Below are 23,212 nucleotides of genomic sequence, written 5' to 3'. Positions count from 1 at the left end.
CCGTCTAATCAGCATGGACAAACGATTTGATAAAGTCGATGGCCGTCTAGATAAGTTAGAAGAAGGCCAAGTGGAAATAAAAAATTTAATCAAGCATCATACTACCTTATTTTCCGAAAATTTTACAGACATTCGAAAAGAAATGAGAATCCAAAACCAAGAGACAAAATCAGATATAAATCTTCTGTTTAAAGAAGTTGAAACTTTAAAGAGAAAGACGAATAAAATTGAACAACGATTAGGGTTGTAATCATTTTTTTAACTTTACGGCAAGTCAAGAAATCCCCCATCAAGAAAAGAGTCGTAGTCAAGCACCTCGACACCAAGCGGACTACAAAGAGGATAGGTGGGAGTGGGATTTTCTGCTTGCCTGTAAAATGTCGTGTCCGGGGTTTTCACTTGCCTCCAATTCGTTCAACCATCAACTAGTGGGATGTGATTTCCCACTCACTGAAGCAATATGGTAAAAATTTTTTCCAAAGAAAATAAAAAACATGGAAATTATTTTTAAAATCGACTACTTCTATGTTATACTATATTTGAAAATTACTTCACAAGATAATATATAACTAAAAAACAAAATCACAATTGGAGATGTCTGGGTTGAAGAAGGAAGTAGCGCTTTTTGATCAAATTAAAGGAAGTTTAATTGTTTCTTGCCAAGCACTGCCGGGAGAACCTCTACACAGTCCCTATATAATGGGGCGGATGGCTTATGCGGCGATGTTGGGAGGCGCAAAAGGAATACGAGCAAACGGCCTGGAGGATATACGTGAAATTAAAAAAAATGTCAACCTGCCCATCATTGGAATTATTAAGCAAGATTATGAAAACAGTGAGGTATTTATTACTCCGACCATAAAGGAAATCGAACTTCTAGTCAATGAAGGAGTAGATGTAATCGCATTAGATGCTACAGATCGAGTAAGGCCGGACGGAACCACGATAAAAGAATTTTTTCCAAAAATAAGAGAAAAATATCCAAATCAGCTATTTATGGCGGATTGTTCTACTTATGAAGAAGGAATGTTAGCAGCTCAAATAGGTTTTAACTGGATTGGAACCACATTATGCGGCTATACTGGCTATACAAAAAATGAGGAAATACCTAACTATCAAATGATTAAAAGCCTTGTTCAAGATTGTCCGAATCCTGTTATTGCTGAAGGCGGTATTTCAAGTCCCGATCAATTAAAGAAAATCATGGAATTAGGTGTTCATGCTGCAGTAGTTGGATCAGCTATTACTCGACCAATGGAAATAACCAAAAGATTTATTCAAGCGGTCTCGGAATCCCGGGAGACTCACAATTAGGAGGATTTTTTGTTGGGTGCTACTCATATTTTTTCACTAATAAAATCGCGATACAATACGTTTACAAATACGGAAAAAAAGGTAGCTGATTATATATTAAAAAATATGCAGGATGTCATGTACATGTCGATTACCGATTTAGCTATCGCCTGTGATGTCGGTGAGTCCAGCATATTTCGTTTTTGTAAAAGTTTGGACTTAAAAGGATACCAAGAGTTTAAAATTGTGTTAGCTCACAGTTTATCAAGTGAACAGGATATGATCAGTCTTTATAATGACGTTTCGTTAACGGATTCACTTGAGGATATATCTTCTAAAATATTAACAAAAAATATTCAAGCATTGAAAGAAACATCCCAGTTTATCCAAAAAGAAGAAATAGCAAAAGTGGTTCATTGGATGGTACAGGCTCACCGGATTTATTTTTTCGGCGTTGGTTCGTCATTAATTACCGCTTTGGATGCAAAAAATAAATTTATGAGAATAACCAATAAAACAGAGTGCTCTGTTGACTCTCATTTACAAATGATGAATGCGGCGTTAATGACGGAAAACGATGTTGCGATAATCATTTCGTATTCAGGTTCAACGAAAGATATAATTGAATTGGCGAAAGTTGCAAAAGATAAACATGCGAAAATTGTTGCTCTTACCCGGTATGCTAAATCACCACTAACAACTTATAGTGATGTAATTTTCATTACTGCTGCTGATGAAGGCCCTCTACAAGGCGGCAGCCTGACTGCAAAAATTTCACAACTATATCTATTAGATATTCTTTATGTGGAATATTTTAAACAAACTGCCAAGGAGTCTGCAAAAAATAAAGATTTAACATCAAAAGCAGTCGTGAACAAATTACTTTAAGTAGATGCAGGCAAGGAATGGAAAAAGTGAAGCGGAATCTCAACAACTCAAGGATAAATTACTTTCAATACTACGTCAGCATGCTATTTTTTAAATGATATGTTGCTTAACTTGCTAAATCTTTTTACCCTCCTTTTGAACACGCATTTTAAAAAATCAATATGAAATTCAACATTATTTCAGTTCAAAATTACTTGTAAAGGTGAGTGAATCATATGCAATACATTCTTACAGGAACGGTTTGTATCGGTGAAGAACTAAGGGAGGACCATTATGTTTTAATAGAGGGTGAAAAAATTAAAGAGGTCGGTCCCGTATCGAACATGCCAACTTCATTTTCAGGTGAAGTTTTGAGCTATCCAAAGACGATGACGATCGTTCCGGGATTTATTGATGTGCATATTCATGGTGCTGGCGGAGCAGATGCCATGGATGCGACACCTGATGCGTTGAATAAGATTGCACAACATTTAGTAAAAGAAGGCACAACGGCTTTTCTTGCAACAACGATGACTCAATCAAAGCAAGCAATTGAAGTAGCCCTAAAAAATGCCGGTGAGTTCATTCATTCTACTGAAAATCGAACAGGGCAAGCGGAGATAATCGGCATCCATTTGGAAGGACCTTTTATCCATCCGAAAAGAAAAGGGGCACAACCGGAAGAATTTATTTTACTACCAAGTCCGAGCCAATTTGATGAGTGGCAAGAACTCGCTCAGAACACGATCCGGATTGTGACCTTGGCTCCTGACCAAGAAAATGGAATTGCCTTAGTAAAACATCTTGCCGAACACGGAGTCATTGCATCGATCGGTCATAGTGATGCGAATTTTCAGGATGTAGTGGCGGCAGTTGAAGCAGGAGCCAGTCATGTCACGCATCTTTTTAACGGTATGAGAGGCCTGCACCATCGAGAACCCGGAACAGCAGGAGGGGCTTTATTACTTAAGGAATTAACAGTGGAATTAATTGCTGATGGTATTCATGTTCATCCAAAAATGATTGATCTTGTTTTTCGTTTAAAGGACTTAGACCATGCAGTTTTAATTACTGACTCAATGCGTGCAAAATGGCTGCCGGATGGGGAATCGGAGCTGGGCGGTCAAAAGGTTTTTGTTTCAGACGGGAAAGCAACCTTGGAAGATGGTACGTTAGCCGGAAGTATTTTAAAGTTAAATCAGGGAGTCAAACATGTAATGAAATTTGCCAACCTAACCTTACCGGAAGTGGTCAAATTGGTGACAATGAATCCGGCAAAAGAACTTGGATTGCACCATCGAAAAGGTTCTATTGAGGCAGGAAAAGATGCTGATCTTGTCGTTTTAAATGAAAAATATGACCCAATTTTAACGATCTGTCGCGGGGGAATTGCGTTTAAAGGAGAGTGAATTCTACAAATGAAAATTATAAATGTAGGTAATTATCAGGAGTTAAGTGAAAGGGCAGCAAAAATTGTTATTGAAACGGTTCAAAATAAGCCAAATGCAGTACTTGGTCTGGCAACCGGATCAACTCCGATTGGATTATATAATGAATTGATTGACGATCATGCGAAAAATGGAACGAGTTACCGCAAAATTTGTACGTTTAATCTGGATGAATACGTCGGTCTTGAAGGTAGTCACCCACAAAGTTATCTATATTTCATGCGCCAACATTTATTTAATCATATTGATATTTCGTCGGAAAATACATTTATTCCAAATGGTAAAGCAGAAGACATGATGAAAGAATGCGAACGATATGAAGAATTAATTAAGGAAAAGGGTGGAATTGATCTGCAAATTTTAGGAATTGGTCAAAACGGGCATATAGGTTTTAATGAGCCGGGCACATCCTTTTCCAGTAGAACCCATATCATCCAATTAACAGAAAGTACCCGGAAGGCCAATTCTCGATTTTTCTCTTCAATGGATGAGGTACCGACCCATGCAGTAACGGTAGGTATTCAAACAATTATGGAGAGTCGAAAAATTTTATTGCTCGTTTCCGGACAAGCAAAAATGGAGGCTTTCAAACGGCTTTTATCGGACGAAATTGATGAAAGCTTCCCGGCTTCTGTTTTAAAATTGCACAATGATGTAACCGTCATTACTGATATTGCATTTGACAATTGATATTAAAAAACTTATTCTTTTCCTGTGGAGCATCAAACTCTATTGTGAGGTGGGAAAATGAAAGGAAGAAAGTGGTTGTCACTTTTGATAAGTATCATACTCATTGGATTTGTAAGTGCATGTGGAACTGCAGAAACAAAAGACAACGAAAAGGATGAACAGACTGCTGAAGAAAAGGCAACAGATAATACCAATAAGGAAAATGACCAAAACGGCTCGGTTGATGAAAATGAAAACGCCTCTGAAACTGATGAAGAGAATGGGACAAGCAATACTGATGAAAACGGTTTGACTGCCGATGAGGAAGATTTAGATTTAATTAAAAAAGATGTGGTTTATACAGGTTTGGCTGATCCTCACACGATTGAAGTAAAAGATGGGGAAGAATATTTAACTTTACAAATTGATCCGGACACAACTGACGAATGGGAGAAAATTGCAGAAGATACAACGGTTACCATTGAATATTATGAAAATGAACATGGGCAAAATATTTTGGTTCGTTATACCGTGAAAGACTAGTCTCATTGGGATTAGGTGGTTACGCTCTTTCTTTTATATGAAATAAAAAAGGTCAGGTACCATCACCTGACCTTTATCTGACCCAAATTTGTCCGAAACTGCAGATTGGTTAATTGGAACAGTTGGTACTTAATACTCTCATTGTAAGAACCAGCGAATTGGTTTGTTAGATATTTAACTGAGCCCCGCAAAATTTTTTCGGAACCTTTATTTAAAACTTTCCATGCTTAAGAATTGAAAAAAGCAGCCAAAGAAACATTAAAGTTGCAACAACTCCGCCGACTTCTACAACAGGAAAATTCCAAAGAAACGTTTTTACATTTGATATTGAAGCCCCAACAACTAAACCGACCATCATAATACTAAAAGCAAGGAGAATAATACTAAACGATAATTGGTTCGTAACCCGATCTAATTTTTTTGATAAATTTTTCACTTCCGGGACAGAAATTTCCACATGGATTTTGCCATCCTTCGTAATCGAACTACCCGATTTCATTAATTGGGTTAGAAATGTTTGAATCTCCCTAAGCTTATTCCGGGTTTCTTTCATAATTTTTGATGGTTTCAAACGTTCACGAATCAGTTTTTCACCAAAAGGATGTGCCATATCGATAATTGATAAATCTTTATCTAGATGGGAAAGAATCCCTTCCATTGTTAGTAATGTCTTAGCGAGAATTGTCAGGTCAGCCGGCATCCGAACCCGATATTTGAATGAAATTTCCATTAAGTTGTTTATCAAGTTAGCCAGACTAATTTGCTGTAAGGGAATGTCCATATTCATTTCAATTAAAACTTCAATATCCGCATAGATTTGATCATTATCAATCGGCTCGGAGCTTTGACCTAGTTTTAAAAAAAGAAAAATAACCTCGTTTATATCCCTGTTTTTCAAAGCGATAATCACGGAGGCTAAATCATTTTTCATACTCGGTGATAAGCGTCCAATCATACCGAAATCAATCAGAGCCATTCGTTTGTCGGGAAGGACGAACAAATTTCCGGGGTGAGGGTCGCCATGAAAGAAGCCGTCGATAAAAATTTGTTGAAACATACATTCAACAAATTGTTTAGCAACTAATTTTTTTTCAGCTTCTGATGCGTTTTTTGCATAATCACGAAGCCTGGTGCCGGAAATATAATCCATCGTTAATATTCTTTTGGTTGTATATTCCCAGTGAATCGAAGGGATTATGTAATTTGGATGTTCCTTCAATTGGCGTGCAATCTTTTCACCGTTCCATGCTTCTACAGTATAATCAAGTTCAAGTCGTAATGATCTTGATACTTCCTCTACGATTTCCGAGATACGGTAATTGTTGGCCCATTCCAATTTTTCTTCCATGAGATTGGTTAGATCACTCAATATTTGTAAATCAATGTCAATTTTTTCCTCAATATTTGGTCGTTGGACTTTAATAGCAACCTCTTGTCCGGTGGGAAGTTTGCCATAGTGGACTTGGCCAATCGAAGCCGATGCAATCGGTCGATCATTCACTTCTAAAAATAAATCATTAGCCGGTTGCCCCAGTTCCTTTTCGATAATTTTTTCAACATCACTAAAGGGAATCGGTGCTACATTGTCTTGCAGTTTTTCCAACTCTTTAATAATGTTTTCAGGTATGAGGTCAACTCGGGTACTAGCCAATTGCCCGAGTTTGACAAAGGTAGGTCCTAATTCTTCAAGAACCGATCGGATCCGTTCAGCGATGCTTTTGGAATACATGGTGGAATCCGCTTCAGCCTTTCTTTTAAAACCAAGTAATCCTAAATCTTTGACGACAAAACCAAGCCCGTTTTTCAACAGGGCTGTCAGGATTTCTTGATATCTTTGGGCATACTTCAAGCGTTTTCCAATCATTTATTCCACCTCGAATGACATTAAAGTATTATATTTATATTGCACTAGTGGTCACAAAATCTCCCCGCTTTGGGTAATTCAAAGAGCAAAATTGGAAGCCAATTTTCCGATTGATTTAACTGACAATCAGTGGGGATGGGAAACCCCCACTGATTTAAAGGTTTACTTTTATTCGTTGTCTTTATTTAACAACTTTTCTTCTAAAGCTTCAACCCGCTTTTTTAATTCTTCAAATTCTTGTCTGGATACAAGTTTACTTTCTTGTACCGCTTGGTTTATTCTTTCTTCCACTGTAGTTTCCCATTTTTCTTGTGCTTCTTTTCCTTTTTTCATTAATTCATCGATAATATCGGTAGCTTCCGTCTTTGCCATATTTCCTTTTTCCACAAGCTCATCAATAATTTTATCTGCTTGTTCTTTGCTTACCGCAGCAATACCTAACCCTAATGTAAAAAGTCGATCGATTAAGTCTTTCATAAAGAATCCCTCCTGTTATTAGTATAAACTCTTTTACCAAATTTATCTTTACCTTCATCTTAAACAGACATGAGGGGAAAGTAAATCAATTTCTGAAAAATTCATTGAAATTTACTAAATGGTAACCCGTATGGATCGGTCCTTCTAATGCCAAACCGGTGTAAATCATTTTCCGAGAAATTCATTGAAAAATACGGAATGGTTAACTTTCCTGCGTCCCATAAAACTGAGTATCTTTAACCAGTTAATTAGATGCCATTGTCAAAATTCGAATACCGATTTTGCTACGAAAATAAAAAATAATTGTTGACGAATGGCTACAAAGGGTATACAATGTTTTTTGTAAGCGGTTAACAAAAACGTTTTTGCACAAAAGGTCAGAGAGGCTATGCTTTTAACTCAGACAAAAACGATTTGAGAATAAAAAATAAGCGTTTTAGTTTTTTTGTACATGACAAAAACGTTTTCGGAGGGATGGTATTATTATTGTTTGACCTAAAACGTTTTTGGTTAGATAGTACTAATACTGTATTGATTTATTTACTTCTGTAAGATGGTACGAATCCTGTTTTGATTTTTTGCCTAAAATCTAAAACGTTTTTGATCAGATAGTACTTTAATTGTTTCAATTCATATACCTAAAATCTAAAACGTTTTCGTTGGAGATTTGTTTATGCTAAATTACACATTGGGAAAAGGTGAATTTGAAAAATGGATTATTTCTGAAACAGCCTTTTCACCGGACAAATTAGGAAAATGCGAATCAATCATGTATCTCGGCAATGGATACATGGGGTTACGCTCAGCCACAGAAGAACCCTATTTAAAAGAAGTCAGAAACTTATTTGTTAATGGTACGTTCAATAAATTTAATATTCAATTTACAATGCAATGGCAAGGTCAACCGGTTACGATTTATGCAAATCATGAAAAACTGATTGTAAAAGCGGAAAGACAAGAGAAATTATCCTTTGACGTGTTTGGTAAGGAATACGTATGTACGGATGTAGTGGACATTCCTCTTCAACCATAACTACATGTTTGAAGGGTGATGATTTATATAAACATCTTTGGTTGCATGACATTATCAAGGAGGATTGGCGAAGGACGGGTTTAATGAGGATATAAAGAGTTCCATTTTATATATAAAACTGCCAAATTTTTAGCAGGAAAGCAGGTGTTATCATTGGCAACAATTAAAGATGTTGCGAAAAGGGCGGGGGTATCAATCGGCGTGGTATCGCGAGCCTTCAATAATTATCCCGATATTAGCGAAAAAACCAGGCAAAAGATATTAAAAGTTGCTGAAGAATTGAATTATACGCCAAATTTGGTCGCAAAAAATCTATCTTCTAAAAAACAGTTAACGATTGGCCTAATCACGTCAGGAATTTTAGACAGTAGCCAGAAAGATAGCGTGAATTCCATTGAGGTTTTTAAAGGTGTATACACAGCCATAGAGGAGAAAGAGTATGAGTTGGCCATCTATTTAATTGACTCAAATAAACAGAAACGGAAAAGTTATGCACAATTTTGTCGAGAACGAAATATTGGCGGTACTATCTTACAAGGAATTCGAACGGACGATCCATATTTTAAAGAGTTGATTAATACAAATATCCCTTGCGTACTCATCGATTTCCATTTAAATAATCATACACCATTGATCGGAAATGTATCGATTAATAATATTGAAGCAAGTCGCAAAATAACCGAGTTGGTATTAGAACAAAATCACCGTAGGATAGCAATTATGGCCGGTAAAAAAGCGGCTTATGTTAACAATGAACGATTGCGTGGTGTAAGAGAAGCCTTTGCCGCCTTTGGTCTCCAATTACATGAAGAGGATATCTTATACGGGCAGTTTTTGGAACAGGCAGCCTATGAAGAGACAAAAAAGTATTTGGAAAAACATCGACCAACAGCTATAATTGCATTTAGTGATATTATGGCAATTGGCGTCATGAAAGCAATCAAAGAAGCAGGTTTACAAATTCCGGAAGATGTTTCCGTAACCGGTTTTGATAATATTCCAATAACGGAATTTACCCAACCGCCGATTACCACTGTTCAGCAAAACTTTTTTGAATTGGGTAGACAAGCAGCACTTCATCTTCAAGAAATTATGGAAGGTCGCGCGAAAGGAAAGCAGGTTGTTGTTGATTATAAAATTATTGAACGAGACAGTGTAAAACCATTATAAAGAAAAGTTTTTCCTACATGGAAAAAGTAATGAATCTTTAAAAGAAAGGAATAGAAAAAATGACGAAATATCCAAAACTATTTATTTTTGACCTGGACGGCGTGATAACTGATACAGCTGAATATCATTATTTGGCGTGGAAACAACTGGCCCAATCACTCGGTGTAACCATTGACAGGCAATTTAACGAAAAATTAAAAGGGATTAGTCGCATGGACTCATTAGAAAAAATTTTAGCTTTAAAACCCGAACTATTAACGATGTCAATGGAAGAAAAACAACAGTTGGCCACACAAAAAAATGAATATTACAAAACATTAATTAATCAAATTACACCAAAAGATATTTTACCGGGGATAGAAAAATTACTAAAAGAAATTCAAGAAAATAAGATAAAAATTGCCCTCGGTTCGGCAAGTAAAAATGCCCCGGTTGTGATTGATCGGCTTGGATTGACAAATTACTTTGATTATATGGTTGATGCTGCAAAAGTAAAACGAGGAAAACCGGATCCTGAAACGTTTACTGTTGCTGCAGATTATTTTGGATTTGCGTATGCGGATTGTATTGGTGTGGAAGATTCTGCTGCAGGCATCGAAGCCATTAATCGAGCTGGGATGTTTTCTGTCGGAATTGGTGATTCTGAACACTTGCATGAAGCAGACTATCTCGTGTCGGATACAAGTCAGTTAAATATGGATAAAATCATTGAAAAATTTGCATCTAAATAAGCAAACGAGGTTGTCCGGAAAGTCATTTTTTTGACTTACGGCAGCCCCGTTCGTGTTTTTAATAGATAGGAGGAGGTGTCGATTTTTTGATAATTAAAGGCTTCACCCATTAGGGGATTCTTTTTATCGGACAGTCCAATTGGCTTTAAGGGTTAGCCAGCCAGTTTGAAACGTTGAACCATATTATTAAGTTTTTCTGCTTGTTGGGCGAGCTGAGCAGAACTAATCGCTACATCTTCTATTGAGCTGTTTGTTTGTTGGGTCATCGCTGCAACCTCTTCAATACCGGCCGCACTTTCTTCGGTTACTGCGGCAATTTCCTGGATTGAACGATTAAACTCATGACTTCGTTCCGTAACGGCTGCTAAGTCTGATGTAATTGTTTCAACCCGTTTGACCATATGTGTGACCATGTCGTTTATTTTTTGAAATGTTTCATTGGTCATGATAATTTGATCCGTTCCTTTTTCCACTTCCCGGTATCCGGCTTGCAGAGAGTCTGCCACTAAGCGGGTTTCGCTTTGGATATTGGTAACAAAGCTTGTGATATTGGTAACTGATACAGCCACTTGTTCTGCGAGCGTTCTGACTTCATCAGCAACAACAGCGAACCCTTTTCCTTGTTCTCCGGCTCTGGCTGCTTCAATGGCTGCATTTAGTGCCAACAGGTTTGTTTGGTTGGCAATTTCCTTAATGACAACGACTAATTTCGAAATCTCTCCCGATAAGATGTTTAGGTGCTCCATTTTTTCCACAGAATCTTGGACGATTTGGTTAATGTTTGACATTTGATTTGTTGAAGCTTCCATTAATCTCTTGCCTTCATTCGTCATTTCCAGCACAGAATTTGAGGTTTCCCCGATCTCTATTCCTCCTTCATTAACCTGCTGGATGGTATATACCAATCCATTTGCTATCGAAGAAATTTCTGTTGTTCTGGCTGCTTGAGAATCGGAGCCGGAAGCCAGTTCACCCATCGTTACTGCAATATGCTCGGAACCGGTTTTGACTTCACTTGCCGCTTGAGATAATTCCTCACTTTGACTTGAAACGGTTTCGGCTACTTGGGCCATTTCTTTTAACATCGTTTGAATTTGACTGTTCATTTCATTGGTCGCTACCATTAATTGACCAATTTCATCCCGTAAATTTGTTTCAAACGGCTTTGAACTTAGATCACCCTTCGCCATTAATTTCATTCGGCTCGTTACTTGTTTAAGTGGTTTTGCAATGGATGAAGTATTTAGAAAAGCAAAAATGAGACCAACCACAATTCCGATAAGTGAACCTATAATAGCAATCAGAAATACTTGTTCTCCGGTTTGGGTCGATTCTTGTCCCAAGTTTTGCATAAGTTCTCCCCGATATTGTGCCATATGATTAAAATCACTAATTAAAGTTTGACTAATAGGGACCACTTTTTCAATCATTAATTTCATAGCTTGATCTTTCTTGCCTTGGTCGTAAAGGGTAAGAACTTCATCGGTCATTTTCCCCCATTCTACTTTCCGGTCAATCAGCTGCTTGAGCTCATCGGAATCGGATAGGTCTACAGCCCGATTTTCAAGCTCGATACTCGCATCGATCCCTTTTTCATATTCTTCCCGATATAACGCGTTGTCTGATAAAAGGAAAGACTGTAGTAAGGAAACTCTCGACGCCATATTTTCGGCAAGCTGTTCATCGATAACTAACAAGGCCAACTGCTGATCGAGAATATTTTCCGTTTTTTTGTTAATGGTGTTCATGGATACCATATTTAATATGCTTAAAATGACCATTAACGCAATAATTATCAAAAAGGATAAAAGAATTTTAGCTTTTATACTTTTAAACTGGAATAATTTCATCCATAACCCTCCCCTAAAATAATAAATTGTAAAAATAATCACAAATGGATGCGGACTTTATTTTCATCCGTCTATATTTTATATCGGTCTTTTTTCTTTTTTAAAAATACCAATCATAATAATAAAGTAATTTTTACATCACTGTTGTGTCATACACCAAAAATATTTTGTAAGCGGTTGACGAATTAGCAGAAACATGTTAAATTTAAACTGTATTGAAAAAGTTAATTAAACTTAAATTTATCTTGATAGGATTGTTATAGCAAGGATCAGCGCTACACAAAACCTATTTACAGGCATATTTTATATACCTGTAAATAGGTTTTTTTATTTATATACAGAAAGGAGAGGTGATTATGATTATAAAGAAAATTCTTAATAATAATGCGGTTATTACGAAGGATAGCAATCATAAGGAAATAATTGTAATGGGGAAAGGTATTGCTTATCAAAAGAAAACCGGAGATCCCATTGATCCGAGCAAGGTTTATAAAACGTTTTCCGTAGACTCGAAGACTATACAAAATCGACTGATTGAAATGATTGATAAAATACCAATCGAATTTATTAAATTATCGGAAAGAATCATCTATATGGCCAAAGAAAAGTTAGAAATACCATTGAATGATAGTATCTATATCTCTCTAACGGATCACATTTATTCCAGTGTCCAACGTTATCACCAGGGTCTTCCTCTAAGAAATAAATTACAATGGGAAATTAAACATTTATATAAAAAGGAATTTGAAATTGGGCTAGAGGCTCTAATGTTAATTAAAGAAGAAACAGGTATCTCCATGTTAGAGGATGAAGCCGGTTTTATTGCGATGCATATTGTCAGTTCGGAAATGGCAGATGATATGCATAACGTTTATGAAATTACCCAGTTCATACAGCAAATTGTCAATATTGTTAAATATCATTTTTCATTGGACTTTGATATAGAATCACTTGCCTATCATCGATTTATTACTCATTTGAAATTTTTTGGGTACCGGATTTTTTCACAAACTAGTAATACCGAACATTCTTTAGAAAATGATTTATTAGAAATCATTAAAGAAAAATACGTAGAACCTTATTTATGTTCCCTAAAAATAAAAAAATTCATTGAACAAAAATACGGTTATTTGTTGGATAACGATGAAATTTTGTATTTAACCATTCATATTGCAAGGATTTTAAAATAAACAATTGAAAGCTATTAAGGGGGGTGATGGATTGAAAACACTTCTAGAATTGATGGGTAGTAACATTCAGTTGGCTAAACCTTCATTGGATAAAGATTTTATAAATAATGGAGGGTAAAACAATGAAATATGAAAATCTATCAAAACAAATTATTAAGGCTGTCGGTGGAAAAAACAACATCATTTCTGTCGTTCATTGTGCTACAAGATTGCGATTTACCTTAAAAGACGAATCTAAGGCTAATGATGAAGAAGTCAAAGCGATAAAAGAGGTTCTGTCTTTAGTTAAAAAGGGTGGACAGTACCAATTAGTAATTGGGAATAATGTAGACCTTGTCTATAATGAGCTGGTTAAAATAGCAAATATTAACCCAAAACCAGATAAAAAGGAAAAAGATGATAGATCCGTTTTTGATAAAATTATCGGTTCAATAACAGGTTCTATTGCTCCTGTTATTCCATTACTTGCTGGATGTGGGATTGGAAAAGTGTTATTACTTGTTCTGACCATGCTAGGTGTCCTGGCAAAAGAATCACAAACGTATATGATCTTGAATTTTATCTTTGATACAGGTTTTTACTTTATGCCTGGCTTTGTTGGATTTTCTGCAGCAAAGATTTTTGGGTCCAATCAATATTTAGGGGCATTTTTAGGATTAGTAACGGTTCATCCTGATTGGGTGTCATTAGTTTCTGCAGAGAAACCCGTTGAATTCTTAGGAATCGGGGTTTCATTAGTTAAATATTCTTCAACATTAGTACCGGCCATTCTTTCAGTATGGATTATGTCTTATATTGAACGTTTTGCTAAGAAAATTGTACCAGAAATGATTAAAGTTTTTGCTGAGCCTTTATTAATTGTTATTCTTAGTGTTCCTTTGACTTTTATCGTCATTGGACCAGTTGGAAACTTTATCTCAAATTTAGTAGCTGATGGCAGTATGTTTATTTACAATCATGGAGGCTTCATCGCTATTCCAATTTTAGCAATGGTTTATCCATGGCTGGTATCCATCGGTATTCATAAAGCATTGAGTCCAGTAAGTATATCACTTGTTGCTGAACGTGGGTTTGACCCAATTATTCGTGTCGTTGCATTATGTTCAAACATGGCTCAAGCTGCAGCTTCACTTGCGGTATCCTTTAAAACAAAAAATAAAGCCTTAAAATCATTGGCCTTTTCTTCCAGTATGACAGCATTTTTGGGCGGTATTACAGAACCAGCAATGTACGGGGTTAACCTTAAATTAAAGAAACCAATGTATGCTAGTATGATTGGTGGAGCAGTTGCTGGATTATTTGCAGGGATTGTTAAATTAAAAGCTTTTATTTACGTTACTCCTGGATTATTAAGTTTAGCAATGTGGATTTCTGAAGATGAGAATTTCTTATTTTTAGCGATTGTAACCTTAATCATCTCTTCGATTGTAACCTTTATTGCAACTTGGATTTTAGGCTTCGACGATCCTATTGATGGAAGCGAAGATAAAGTTGAATCTACGAAATTTGTAAACATCGGTGAAAAATATAAAAAACTATTTAGTCCTTTAAAAGGAGAACTAATCAAATTAGAGAATGTTGAAGATGAAACCTTTGCAAGTGGGATTATGGGTAAAGGTGTAGCGATTAAACCCTCAGAAGGAAAATTATATGCTCCATGCGATGGAATTGTTAGTGCTGTATTTAAAACGGGACATGCTATTGGTATAACTACAGAAGATGATATTGAGGTGCTTATTCATATTGGAATTGATACCGTATCTTTAGAAGGGAAGTACTTCCATTCATCTTTAGAAAGAGGCCAACGCATTAAACAAGGAGATTTACTTGTAGAATTTGATTTAGAAAAAATTAAAGAAGCGGGCTACGATACAACCACCATGATTATTATTACTAATAGTAACGATTATTTAGATGTAGTCCCTGTAAATAAAGTCAGTATCAATAAATCAGACGACTTATTGGCAATCATTTAAGTAATTCCAAATTCATAAGCTTATTAAAATTTGAAGCTTTATAAGCTACAGTTTAAAAGTATGATAAGTTTTCAAAATTATCTTTTAAAGTGTTATGATGTATCGACTTTTTATAAAAGTTTTTTAAAAACTATTTAAAGATTCTATGAAGAATGAGTGAGACGGGTGGACATTTTTATAAAACAACGGAATGATCCACCATTTGAAAGGGGTAATACAATGATTTACGCAGACTTACATGTTCATACAAATCACAGTGACGGTGTATGTGAAATTGAAGATGTATTAACACAAGCGAAGGAAAAAAATATTCAAGCATTAGCGATTACCGATCACGATACAGTGAACCACTGGCCTGAAGTGAAAGCATGTGCAGAACGACTTGGTTTAGAAACCATTCGTGGTGTAGAAATGAGTTGCTATGATTTTGATGTTTTCAAAAAAGTTCATATCCTTGGTTTATGGTTAGATAAAGTAGACTATGTCGAGAAGTTATGTACGAACACGCTAATATCACGTGATAACTACCATAGACAACTAATAAAAGAACTTAAACAAAAAAATTACTATATTACTTATGATGACGCTAAGAAATATTCAAAATATAACATTGTCTTTAAAATGAATATATACCAAGCATTAAAGGAAAAATATCCTGATGAAATGACCCCTAAGAAATACAAAGAACTTTTCGCCTCAAAAACATCAAAAGAAACTGATCTGAAAATGGGTTATATAGATGTAAAAGAAGGAATTAAAGCCATACAGAGAGATGGAGGAATTGCCATACTCGCACATCCATGTGTCTATGATAATTATAATGAAATTGGTAAATACGTTGAATTTGGACTGCAAGGTATTGAAATCAATCACTCAAAAATGAAACCAATTGATTACGAATTAACCAAAAACCTTGCTGTTAAATACAATTTATGCAAAAGTGGTGGCAGTGATTTCCATGACCCAGAGCTCATCCAATTCGGCAAGAACGGTTTAACAAAACAACAATTTGAAGACTTAAAACGATTTGCACTAAAAACGAAAGAACAAAAAAATTGATAGTATGGCTTATAGTACTAACGCATAATTTCCTAGTGGTTTGTCGGGGCTGTCCTAAAAGTACAACTTCTAAAATTTTATTGTTAAAAGAATAGTTTTGATTGGTTTTCGTTTCGGTGGCGGGCGCACCCCCTAAAGGAAGGACTTTGACCGCCTCAATGCTCGTTTTCTCGCGCCTGCTCACGTCTGCTCGTGTGACTGCCCTGCCGCGATGATTCTTCATAAAAGCTTTTTTGATTGCCGCGACGCTTTTGGCGAATATGTGTGCTCTTCATGCAGGACTCTGAACAATCATCCTCGAAAAAGGCATCGCACGAAGGAAAATGCGACTAGCATTTTTCGAGGACTCTGAACAATCATCCTCGAAAAAGGCATCGCACGAAGGAAAATGCGACTAGCATTTTTCGAGGACTCTGAATAATCCTCCCTGAATTTGCATCGCACCAAGAAAAAGCGAATAGCTTTTTCAAGGACAAGGAATGCTTTGGCAGCGCAGGGAACACTTTGGTAGCATAAGCATCTTAGCTGAAAAAGCGAATAGCTTTTTCATTGGATAGATCGCAAGGGATAAATGCGACTAACATTATCACTGAGTCGCCGCCTCCTTCACTTCAATTAACCAATACAAATTCGGTTAATTTTTGACTTTCTGGACCCCCCTTAACAACTTGTGTTTTGCCCCTCTACGGACTATATATTTTTTTAAAAAAAGTCGCAAAAGGTAAGTATCCAATCTGCGACTTTTTTGTTATATCATTTTTGGCAATGTAGGATAAAGCGTTCTAATTTAGTACTTATTTTGATTGAAATATATACATTTGATCTTTCGATGAATTCACATAATTTTCTGCTACTTGGGAATAGCGTATTAAAAACAAATGTTTATCGTACTATATTAAATTTAGTGTAACTTTTTTGAAGAACAAATCTTCTGGTTGGCAAAAGGAAATAAACGAAACTTTTAACAAATGAATAATAAAAAGGATTGTAATTTTTTTGAAAATGCTCTACAATGTTCACTATATATAAACAAATGTATATTTTGGGAGGACTAAGCTTGCATGGGAGTGAACAATTTTATTTAATCCAAGGAGATGTTTTGCCGATTTCGATTCGGAAAACTTTAGAAGTGAAGCGATTGCTGGACGCGGGGAATGTAAAGACGATCCATGATGCGGTTGAACAAGTGGGCATTAGTCGGAGTGTCTACTATAAATTTAAAGATAAAATTTTTCCGTTTAATGCAGCTACTTTTCAAAAGGTCATTACCATTTCCCTATTGTTGGAACATCGACCGGGGATTTTATCAAAAGTGCTGCAATTTGTGGCAGATAAAGAAGGGAATGTGATTACGATTAATCAAAGCATACCACTCCAAGGAATTGCCAATGTTGTTTTATCCATGGATACGGCCAATATGAGGCTTACCACAACAGAATTTTTAGAAGAACTCCTGCAGGTAGACGGGGTTAATCGGGCAGTTGTCGTAGGCCAGAGCTAACAACCGTTTCATGTAAAATTCTATGAAACTAAAAACCTTTAATTCTGGTTTAAAAGAGGACCATAGAAGCTAACTGGGAGGAACGTCATGAATGGAAAAATTAAAGTCGGCTTAATGGGCTTTGGCACGGTTGGAACAGGTGTCGTCCGGCTAGTCGATTCATATAAAGAAGACTTTTTTAATCAAACGGGTTCCGTCATTGAAGTCAGTCGGATTTTAGTAAGAAATCCTGAAAAAGAACGGTCGGTATTTGTCAATTCTGATATTGTCACAACCGATCCCCGGGAACTTATTTATGATCAGGAAGTGGAAGTCATAATTGAAGTCATGGGCGGAATTGAACCAGCACGAACCTATATTTTAGAAGCAATTGAACAGGGGAAACATATCGTAACAGCCAATAAAGATTTAATGGCGATTCATGGGGAGGAACTCATCAAAAAAGCACGAGAGCATGGCTGTGACCTATTTTATGAAGCAAGTGTCGCCGGCGGGATTCCGATTATAAATGCGATTGTGGAAGGTTTTTCTTCGGATCGGATTACGAAAATAATGGGGATCGTTAACGGAACAACAAACTATATTTTAACAAAAATGAGCCATGAACAAGCTTCTTTTGATGAGGTTTTACAGGAGGCACAACAGCTTGGCTATGCTGAGGCAGATCCAACATCGGACGTGGAAGGCTTAGATGCAGCACGGAAAATGGCCATCTTAAGTTCCCTTGGTTTCCATGTCGGTATGAATTTAGAAGATGTATCTGTAAGAGGGATTTCTAAAGTAACATTGGAAGACATAAAATACGGTGAGCAATTAGGCTATACAATGAAGTTAATCGGAATTGCAAAAAAAGATGATGAATTAATTGAAGTGAGTGTGGAACCAACGTTTGTGAAAAATACTCATCCGTTAGCCAATGTCAACGGTGTTTTTAATGCGGTTTATGTGTACGGAGAAGCGGTCGGGGAGACAATGTTTTACGGACCGGGTGCCGGTGAACTGCCGACCGCAACAGCCGTTTTATCTGATCTTGTGACGGTCGTGAAAAACATCAAGCTTGGTGTTAACGGGCGAAATATGGCGACACCGTATAATGTGAAAAAATTGAAACGAGAAGAGGATATTTATGCCAAATATTTTATTCGGCTGATCGTCAATGATGAAAGTGGTGTATTGGCCCAAATTGCAAAACTAATGGCTGCAGAAGAAATTAGTTTAGAAAAAGTTCTTCAAGAACCGTATCCAAGTAATCCGAAAAAGGCAGAACTTATTTTGGTTACCCATCAAGCTTCGAAAAAATGTATAAACAATGTCTTAGCGGCGTTTGAAAACGTGGATTATATAGAAAAAGTAAAAAGTTGTTATCGAGTGGAAGGCGGCGAATAAAATGGCAGGCATTTTAGAAAGATATCGTGACTATTTACCGATTACGGAAAATACCCCGTTAATCAGTCTTCATGAAGGAGGTACACCACTGATTCGGGCGAATAATCTGTCTAAGAAACTTGGTTTAGACCTTTATTTTAAATATGAAGGCTTAAATCCGACCGGATCATTTAAGGACCGCGGGATGGTCATGGCGGTGGCAAAAGCGTTGGAAGAGGGAAGCACATCCATCATGTGTGCATCCACCGGAAATACGTCAGCCGCAGCGGCAGCCTATGCGGCACGCGCCAATATGAATTGCTATGTTCTTATCCCTGATGGAAAGATCGCCCTTGGGAAGCTGGCACAAGCGGTTATGTACGGGGCAAAAATCATTGCCATTAATGGGAATTTTGATGATGCTTTATCTATTGTGCGTGAAATCACAAGTGAATATCCGATTACCCTTGTTAATTCGGTGAACCCATACCGGTTGGAAGGGCAAAAGACGGCGGCATTTGAAGTGGTTGACGAGTTAGGTGATGCACCGGATATTTTGGCTATCCCGGTTGGCAATGCCGGCAATATTTCCGCTTACTGGAAAGGGTTTTGTGAGTATTTTGAAAAAGAAAAAGCCGGGACTCGGCCGCAAATGTACGGCTATCAAGCAGAAGGGGCTGCCCCGCTTGTGAAAGGGGAAGTGGTTACGAATCCGGAAACAGTGGCAACTGCCATTCGAATCGGGAACCCGGCAAGCTGGGATAAAGCGGTCCGCGCATTGGATGAATCAAACGGTCGCATCGACTCGGTAACCGACGAAGAAATTTTAGCCGCACAAAAATTGTTAACAAGCTCAGAAGGAATTTTTGCTGAACCGGCCTCATGCGCATCGCTAGCAGGAGTTGTTAAACATCGGCAACTCGGTCTTATTGAAGAAGGAAAACGGGTGGTTTGTGTTTTAACCGGCAATGGCTTGAAAGACCCGGATATTGTTTTGAAAAATAAATTTGCGATGGAAAAAGTAGATGCAAACCATGATTCGGTCTTAAAGGTGTTAGGCATTTAAAATCGATCGGCATTCTAATTGAGACTGAAAAAAGTCCATCCGTTTCTGACCGAATGTTTGTATTCGAAACTTTTTTAGCTCCGTGGAAAAAAGAAATAACTTCTGAGTAGTGATAAGAAACCTAGCTAGAAAGATGGTGCAAAGATGGATGAGTATGATATGTATGTGAAAGTCCCTGCCAGTACGGCAAACTTAGGGCCGGGGTTTGACTCAGTCGGCATGGCCCTCCAACTTTACACAACATTAAAAGTGAAACAATCTAATCGGACAAAATTTTATTTAGTCGGTGACAATCAAGAAAACATTCCGACCGATAAAAGCAACTTAATTTACCAAACGATTGATTTTTTATATAAGAAGGCAGGACTACAAACACCGGAATTGGAAATTGAAGTTGAAACGGATATCCCGCTGGCAAGAGGTCTTGGCTCAAGCGGGACGGCAATCGTCGGAGGTTTGGTGGCCGCAAATGTTCTGGCAGGTGAACCATTTTCTAAACAAGAAATTTTTCAGTTTGCTTCAGAAATGGAAGGTCATCCGGATAATGTCGGAGCATCGTTATTTGGGGGAATCATTGTTGCGGCAAAAAATGAATTGGGAGATTACGCCCATGTTCCGCTATCACCGCCAAAAGGCTTAAAAATCGTTGTTGCTATTCCGGATTTTGAATTACCGACAAAATTAGCGCGGGAAGTTTTGCCTGACGATTACTCACGCCAAGATGTTGTTCATGCCCTTAGCCACTCGGCATTGTTGGTCGCCGCAATCGCAAAAGGAGATTTATCCGCTTTACAAGTTGCCTTAGAGGACCGAATTCACCAACCGTACCGGATGGCGCTTTTGCCGGGATTTGAAGCATTGCAAAAGAATTGCAGGAATTACGGGGCATTTGGTACGGTCATCAGCGGGGCAGGTCCAACTATCCTTGCTTTTACAACAGGTGATTGTACACAGCTTGTTGATTTTATGGAGTCAACTTTACAAAACCACGGGGTGTCCGCAAAAGTAATGGAACTCGCTATTGATACAAGCGGCACGACATGTTCGGTGCTACTGAAAAAATAATCGAATCAGCTGACGAACACGTATATATGCATCATTTCAAATCGGGCATTTCTCTGGTTAATAGAGAAAATGCTCGATATTTTATAGAACAGACTGATTTGCACCTAAAAAGTACATATTCTTAACCCTTAGGCTTTGAGCAACAAGCTGTATTATACAAATAATGATTAAAACCATATTTAGTCAAAATTATTGTAAAACTTTTTTGGGTGACAATCATATTATAATTCGTCTGCAAATATTAGTAAGGAAATTATTTTCGGAAAAAATGGATTACTCAAAAAGCACCATATCTTTTTTGCCGATAGATATGATGCTTTGTTAAATTATGAAACTCTTTGTACATTCCCTGCTTGTGCTTCTCTTGTTTCCGGAAAAGTCGGTATTAAGGAAATATAGATACACGATACAGCAATAAAGAAGACTAATGATGGAACATATCCGGCAGAACCAAGGATAAAGCTCCATATAATATTCGCGATCGTTTGTCCCGCATAGGCAATCGCCCAAAAGAGTCCAAACATAATTGTCAATTATTTCGGTGTCATCCCTTTTAACTCGTGGGGAAGATTCAAAAAGATTGGATATTGAAGGAACATACAGAAGCCTGAAATAGAAACAAAAATATAAGATAAGATTGGTAAAGAGTTGGCAAAGATTAATGTGAAAGTAAATGAGGATACCATACCGATACCTGCTAAAAATAAGATTGGTTTCCTTGGTAATCCTTTATTTCCAAAATATATACCAGCAAATGTTCCAAGTATCGCAAAACCGGAAATCAGCAAGTTTGTAATCGAACCGTTCAAAATTGTATACTCATCAAAAACTTTTTTAAAACTGACGAGTGAAAGTACATAAAGAGTTAAAAAGGATGCAAAAGCAATTCCATACCGCCAGAGGAAGCTGTCTTTTAATGCATCTCTGTAGCCGTAAGATTCGCCATCAGGACCCGCATCGTCCGCTGTCGTAAAATCTTCAGCTTTCCATACCCAAGCGAGAAATAAAATTAACGTGATGGAGGCAAAGCAAGTTAACGTAAGTCGCCAATCTGTCACCATTTGATGGGCAAACAAAGTAAATAAGACAGCGACAATAAAAGCTCCGATATTGTAAGAAACCGTGTTGGCGGCATTGATTTTTAATTTTTCTTTCGGATCACTAATATATCTGGAAACGACCGGGTTCATATAGACAATGACCATTGAGCCACCGATCGCCATGACCATCCGTGCAATCGTATATGCCCAATAGTTTGGCATCCAGATAGCAATTAATCCCATGATAAGCAATCCAACTCCTACACCGACCGCTTTTTTTGCACCAAGTCGCATGAGAATAATTGCTGCTAAAATATTTGCAAACACACGAGCAGTTGTGATTGAGTAGTTAACAAGTTCAGAAACGACCGGATAAACCGGACCACTGAAGAACGTTTTCGTTATTTGTGGTGTTAATGAAGAACCTGCCACCCAGTTCATCGCGAACGTTACATATGCGAGCCATAAGACGGCCAACATAAAATAACCTTTTCTTTTATTTACCATTAGTGTTTTCCACCTCATAATCGTAATTACCTTGTTAAATTACGCTAAAATTTACTGTTTCACAAGGTAATTCACAAAATCGCCAAAATGAAAGGGACACCAACCATGAATTATTTTTAACAAAATGGTAAAACCCACATTTCGCACGTCTTAAGTAAAATTCATCATAATTTTTGAATGAACTTTATCTAAATGGCTCGATGGGATGATATCTTCATTTTTTGATTGATTTTCGACAAATTTCTATTGAATTCGACATTTTTTTCGGGGTTTCCTCCTGTTATGTGTTATTTACCTTGATTTTCGACATTTTTTGACACGTATATCGATAGATCATACCCGCATAATTCAATGATTTTTTTGGCTTGTGAATCAATATTGTCGGGTAGGAGTCTTATTTTTTGCTGATTTTGATTGATAAGGATCACGGTAATATCTTCTAATTGCTCTAACAATGCTTGACCTGTGGGTTGAAGGAGCTTTCTTTTTCCCTTCAGG

Annotated in this window: 21 protein-coding genes and 1 pseudogene; 16 read left to right on the top strand and 6 right to left on the bottom strand. The window is 37.1% G+C overall.

The features are described from left to right. The 6 genes from BT1A1_RS19115 to BT1A1_RS17510 form a co-directional block, all read left to right on the top strand. Positions 1–250, top strand: a 250-nt coding sequence (locus tag BT1A1_RS19115) for a hypothetical protein (protein WP_197057108.1), incomplete at its 5' end; no start/stop codon positions are given. 353 nt (positions 251–603) lie between these two features. Continuing rightward, positions 604–1,314: an N-acetylmannosamine-6-phosphate 2-epimerase gene (locus BT1A1_RS15040; protein ID WP_419468906.1), complete on the top strand. Its 711-nt coding sequence runs from the start codon at positions 604–606 to the stop codon at positions 1,312–1,314. Between the two features lie 12 nt (positions 1,315–1,326). Further along, positions 1,327–2,181 (top strand): MurR/RpiR family transcriptional regulator, encoded by an 855-nt coding sequence (locus BT1A1_RS15035; RefSeq protein ID WP_043988083.1) that lies wholly within the window; start codon positions 1,327–1,329, stop codon positions 2,179–2,181. Positions 2,182–2,396: 215 nt separating this feature from the next. Next, the gene (gene nagA / locus BT1A1_RS15030) at positions 2,397–3,569 is read left to right on the top strand and encodes an N-acetylglucosamine-6-phosphate deacetylase (protein ID WP_034772769.1); all 1,173 of its coding nucleotides are present in this window, start codon (positions 2,397–2,399) and stop codon (positions 3,567–3,569) included. Between the two features lie 9 nt (positions 3,570–3,578). After that, positions 3,579–4,298: a glucosamine-6-phosphate deaminase gene (nagB, locus tag BT1A1_RS15025; protein WP_034772768.1), complete on the top strand. Its 720-nt coding sequence runs from the start codon at positions 3,579–3,581 to the stop codon at positions 4,296–4,298. Positions 4,299–4,355: 57 nt separating this feature from the next. Continuing rightward, positions 4,356–4,820 (top strand): hypothetical protein, encoded by a 465-nt coding sequence (locus BT1A1_RS17510; RefSeq protein WP_051989171.1) that lies wholly within the window; start codon positions 4,356–4,358, stop codon positions 4,818–4,820. Positions 4,821–5,031: 211 nt separating this feature from the next. On the opposite strand, the gene BT1A1_RS15015 is transcribed toward BT1A1_RS17510, so the two are convergent. Together BT1A1_RS15015 and BT1A1_RS15010 are read right to left on the bottom strand one after the other, a co-directional pair. Next, complete coding sequence (locus BT1A1_RS15015) at positions 5,032–6,684, bottom strand: ABC1 kinase family protein (RefSeq protein ID WP_034772766.1); 1,653 nt, start codon at positions 6,682–6,684, stop codon at positions 5,032–5,034. A gap of 168 nt (positions 6,685–6,852) precedes the next feature. Then, positions 6,853–7,161 carry a phasin family protein gene (locus BT1A1_RS15010; protein ID WP_034772764.1) on the bottom strand — a complete coding sequence of 103 codons (309 nt, stop codon included), beginning with the start codon at positions 7,159–7,161 and terminating at the stop codon, positions 6,853–6,855. A gap of 673 nt (positions 7,162–7,834) precedes the next feature. On the opposite strand from BT1A1_RS15010, the gene BT1A1_RS19595 reads away from it, so the two are divergent. The 3 genes from BT1A1_RS19595 to pgmB all read left to right on the top strand — a co-directional run bounded on the left by BT1A1_RS19595 (position 7,835) and on the right by pgmB (position 10,095). Then, positions 7,835–8,194, top strand: coding sequence for a glycosyl hydrolase family 65 domain-containing protein (locus BT1A1_RS19595; protein ID WP_034772763.1), 360 nt, complete (start codon positions 7,835–7,837; stop codon positions 8,192–8,194). Between the two features lie 144 nt (positions 8,195–8,338). Continuing rightward, positions 8,339–9,364, top strand: coding sequence for a LacI family DNA-binding transcriptional regulator (locus tag BT1A1_RS15000; RefSeq protein WP_227139704.1), 1,026 nt, complete (start codon positions 8,339–8,341; stop codon positions 9,362–9,364). Positions 9,365–9,423: 59 nt separating this feature from the next. Continuing rightward, positions 9,424–10,095 carry a beta-phosphoglucomutase gene (gene pgmB / locus BT1A1_RS14995; RefSeq protein ID WP_034772760.1) on the top strand — a complete coding sequence of 224 codons (672 nt, stop codon included), beginning with the start codon at positions 9,424–9,426 and terminating at the stop codon, positions 10,093–10,095. Positions 10,096–10,247: 152 nt separating this feature from the next. Here pgmB and BT1A1_RS14990 read toward each other — a convergent pair whose 3' ends face one another. Continuing rightward, positions 10,248–11,945 carry a methyl-accepting chemotaxis protein gene (locus BT1A1_RS14990; RefSeq protein ID WP_034772758.1) on the bottom strand — a complete coding sequence of 566 codons (1,698 nt, stop codon included), beginning with the start codon at positions 11,943–11,945 and terminating at the stop codon, positions 10,248–10,250. 356 nt (positions 11,946–12,301) lie between these two features. Here BT1A1_RS14990 and licT point away from each other — a divergent pair, with 356 nt between their 5' ends. From licT to thrB, 7 genes are all read left to right on the top strand, one after another. Further along, positions 12,302–13,135, top strand: coding sequence for a BglG family transcription antiterminator LicT (gene licT, locus BT1A1_RS14985; RefSeq protein WP_034772755.1), 834 nt, complete (start codon positions 12,302–12,304; stop codon positions 13,133–13,135). 122 nt (positions 13,136–13,257) lie between these two features. Beyond that, on the top strand, positions 13,258–15,111 hold the full coding sequence (locus BT1A1_RS14980; RefSeq protein ID WP_034772753.1) for a PTS beta-glucoside transporter subunit IIBCA: 1,854 nt from the start codon (positions 13,258–13,260) through the stop codon (positions 15,109–15,111). Positions 15,112–15,330: 219 nt separating this feature from the next. Then, positions 15,331–16,170, top strand: a complete 840-nt coding sequence (locus BT1A1_RS14975) for a PHP domain-containing protein (RefSeq protein WP_034772752.1) — start codon at positions 15,331–15,333, stop codon at positions 16,168–16,170. Between the two features lie 1,057 nt (positions 16,171–17,227). Next, positions 17,228–17,671: an ACT domain-containing protein gene (locus BT1A1_RS14970; RefSeq protein ID WP_034772750.1), complete on the top strand. Its 444-nt coding sequence runs from the start codon at positions 17,228–17,230 to the stop codon at positions 17,669–17,671. An 87-nt stretch (positions 17,672–17,758) separates the two neighbouring features. Further along, a complete protein-coding gene (locus BT1A1_RS14965; protein ID WP_034772748.1) occupies positions 17,759–19,057 on the top strand; it encodes a homoserine dehydrogenase in 1,299 nt (432 codons plus the stop codon). 1 nt (position 19,058) lies between these two features. Continuing rightward, positions 19,059–20,102 carry a threonine synthase gene (gene thrC, locus BT1A1_RS14960; protein ID WP_034772747.1) on the top strand — a complete coding sequence of 348 codons (1,044 nt, stop codon included), beginning with the start codon at positions 19,059–19,061 and terminating at the stop codon, positions 20,100–20,102. Positions 20,103–20,246: 144 nt separating this feature from the next. Next, positions 20,247–21,167, top strand: coding sequence for a homoserine kinase (thrB, locus tag BT1A1_RS14955; protein ID WP_034772745.1), 921 nt, complete (start codon positions 20,247–20,249; stop codon positions 21,165–21,167). Positions 21,168–21,493: 326 nt separating this feature from the next. Here the strand turns inward: thrB and BT1A1_RS18260 are convergent, their stop codons facing one another. The 3 genes and pseudogenes from BT1A1_RS18260 to BT1A1_RS19360 all read right to left on the bottom strand — a co-directional run. Continuing rightward, positions 21,494–21,700 (bottom strand): hypothetical protein, encoded by a 207-nt coding sequence (locus tag BT1A1_RS18260; RefSeq protein ID WP_051989170.1) that lies wholly within the window; start codon positions 21,698–21,700, stop codon positions 21,494–21,496. Further along, positions 21,701–22,714 carry an MFS transporter gene (locus BT1A1_RS14950; protein ID WP_051989169.1) on the bottom strand — a complete coding sequence of 338 codons (1,014 nt, stop codon included), beginning with the start codon at positions 22,712–22,714 and terminating at the stop codon, positions 21,701–21,703. A 287-nt stretch (positions 22,715–23,001) separates the two neighbouring features. After that, positions 23,002–23,212 (bottom strand): annotated as a pseudogene (locus BT1A1_RS19360) (IS4 family transposase); the annotation flags it as partial.

Source organism: Caldibacillus thermoamylovorans, assembly GCF_000751775.1.
Taxonomy (GTDB): domain Bacteria; phylum Bacillota; class Bacilli; order Bacillales; family Caldibacillaceae; genus Caldifermentibacillus; species Caldifermentibacillus hisashii.
This window is presented reverse-complemented; position numbering and strand designations above follow the sequence as displayed.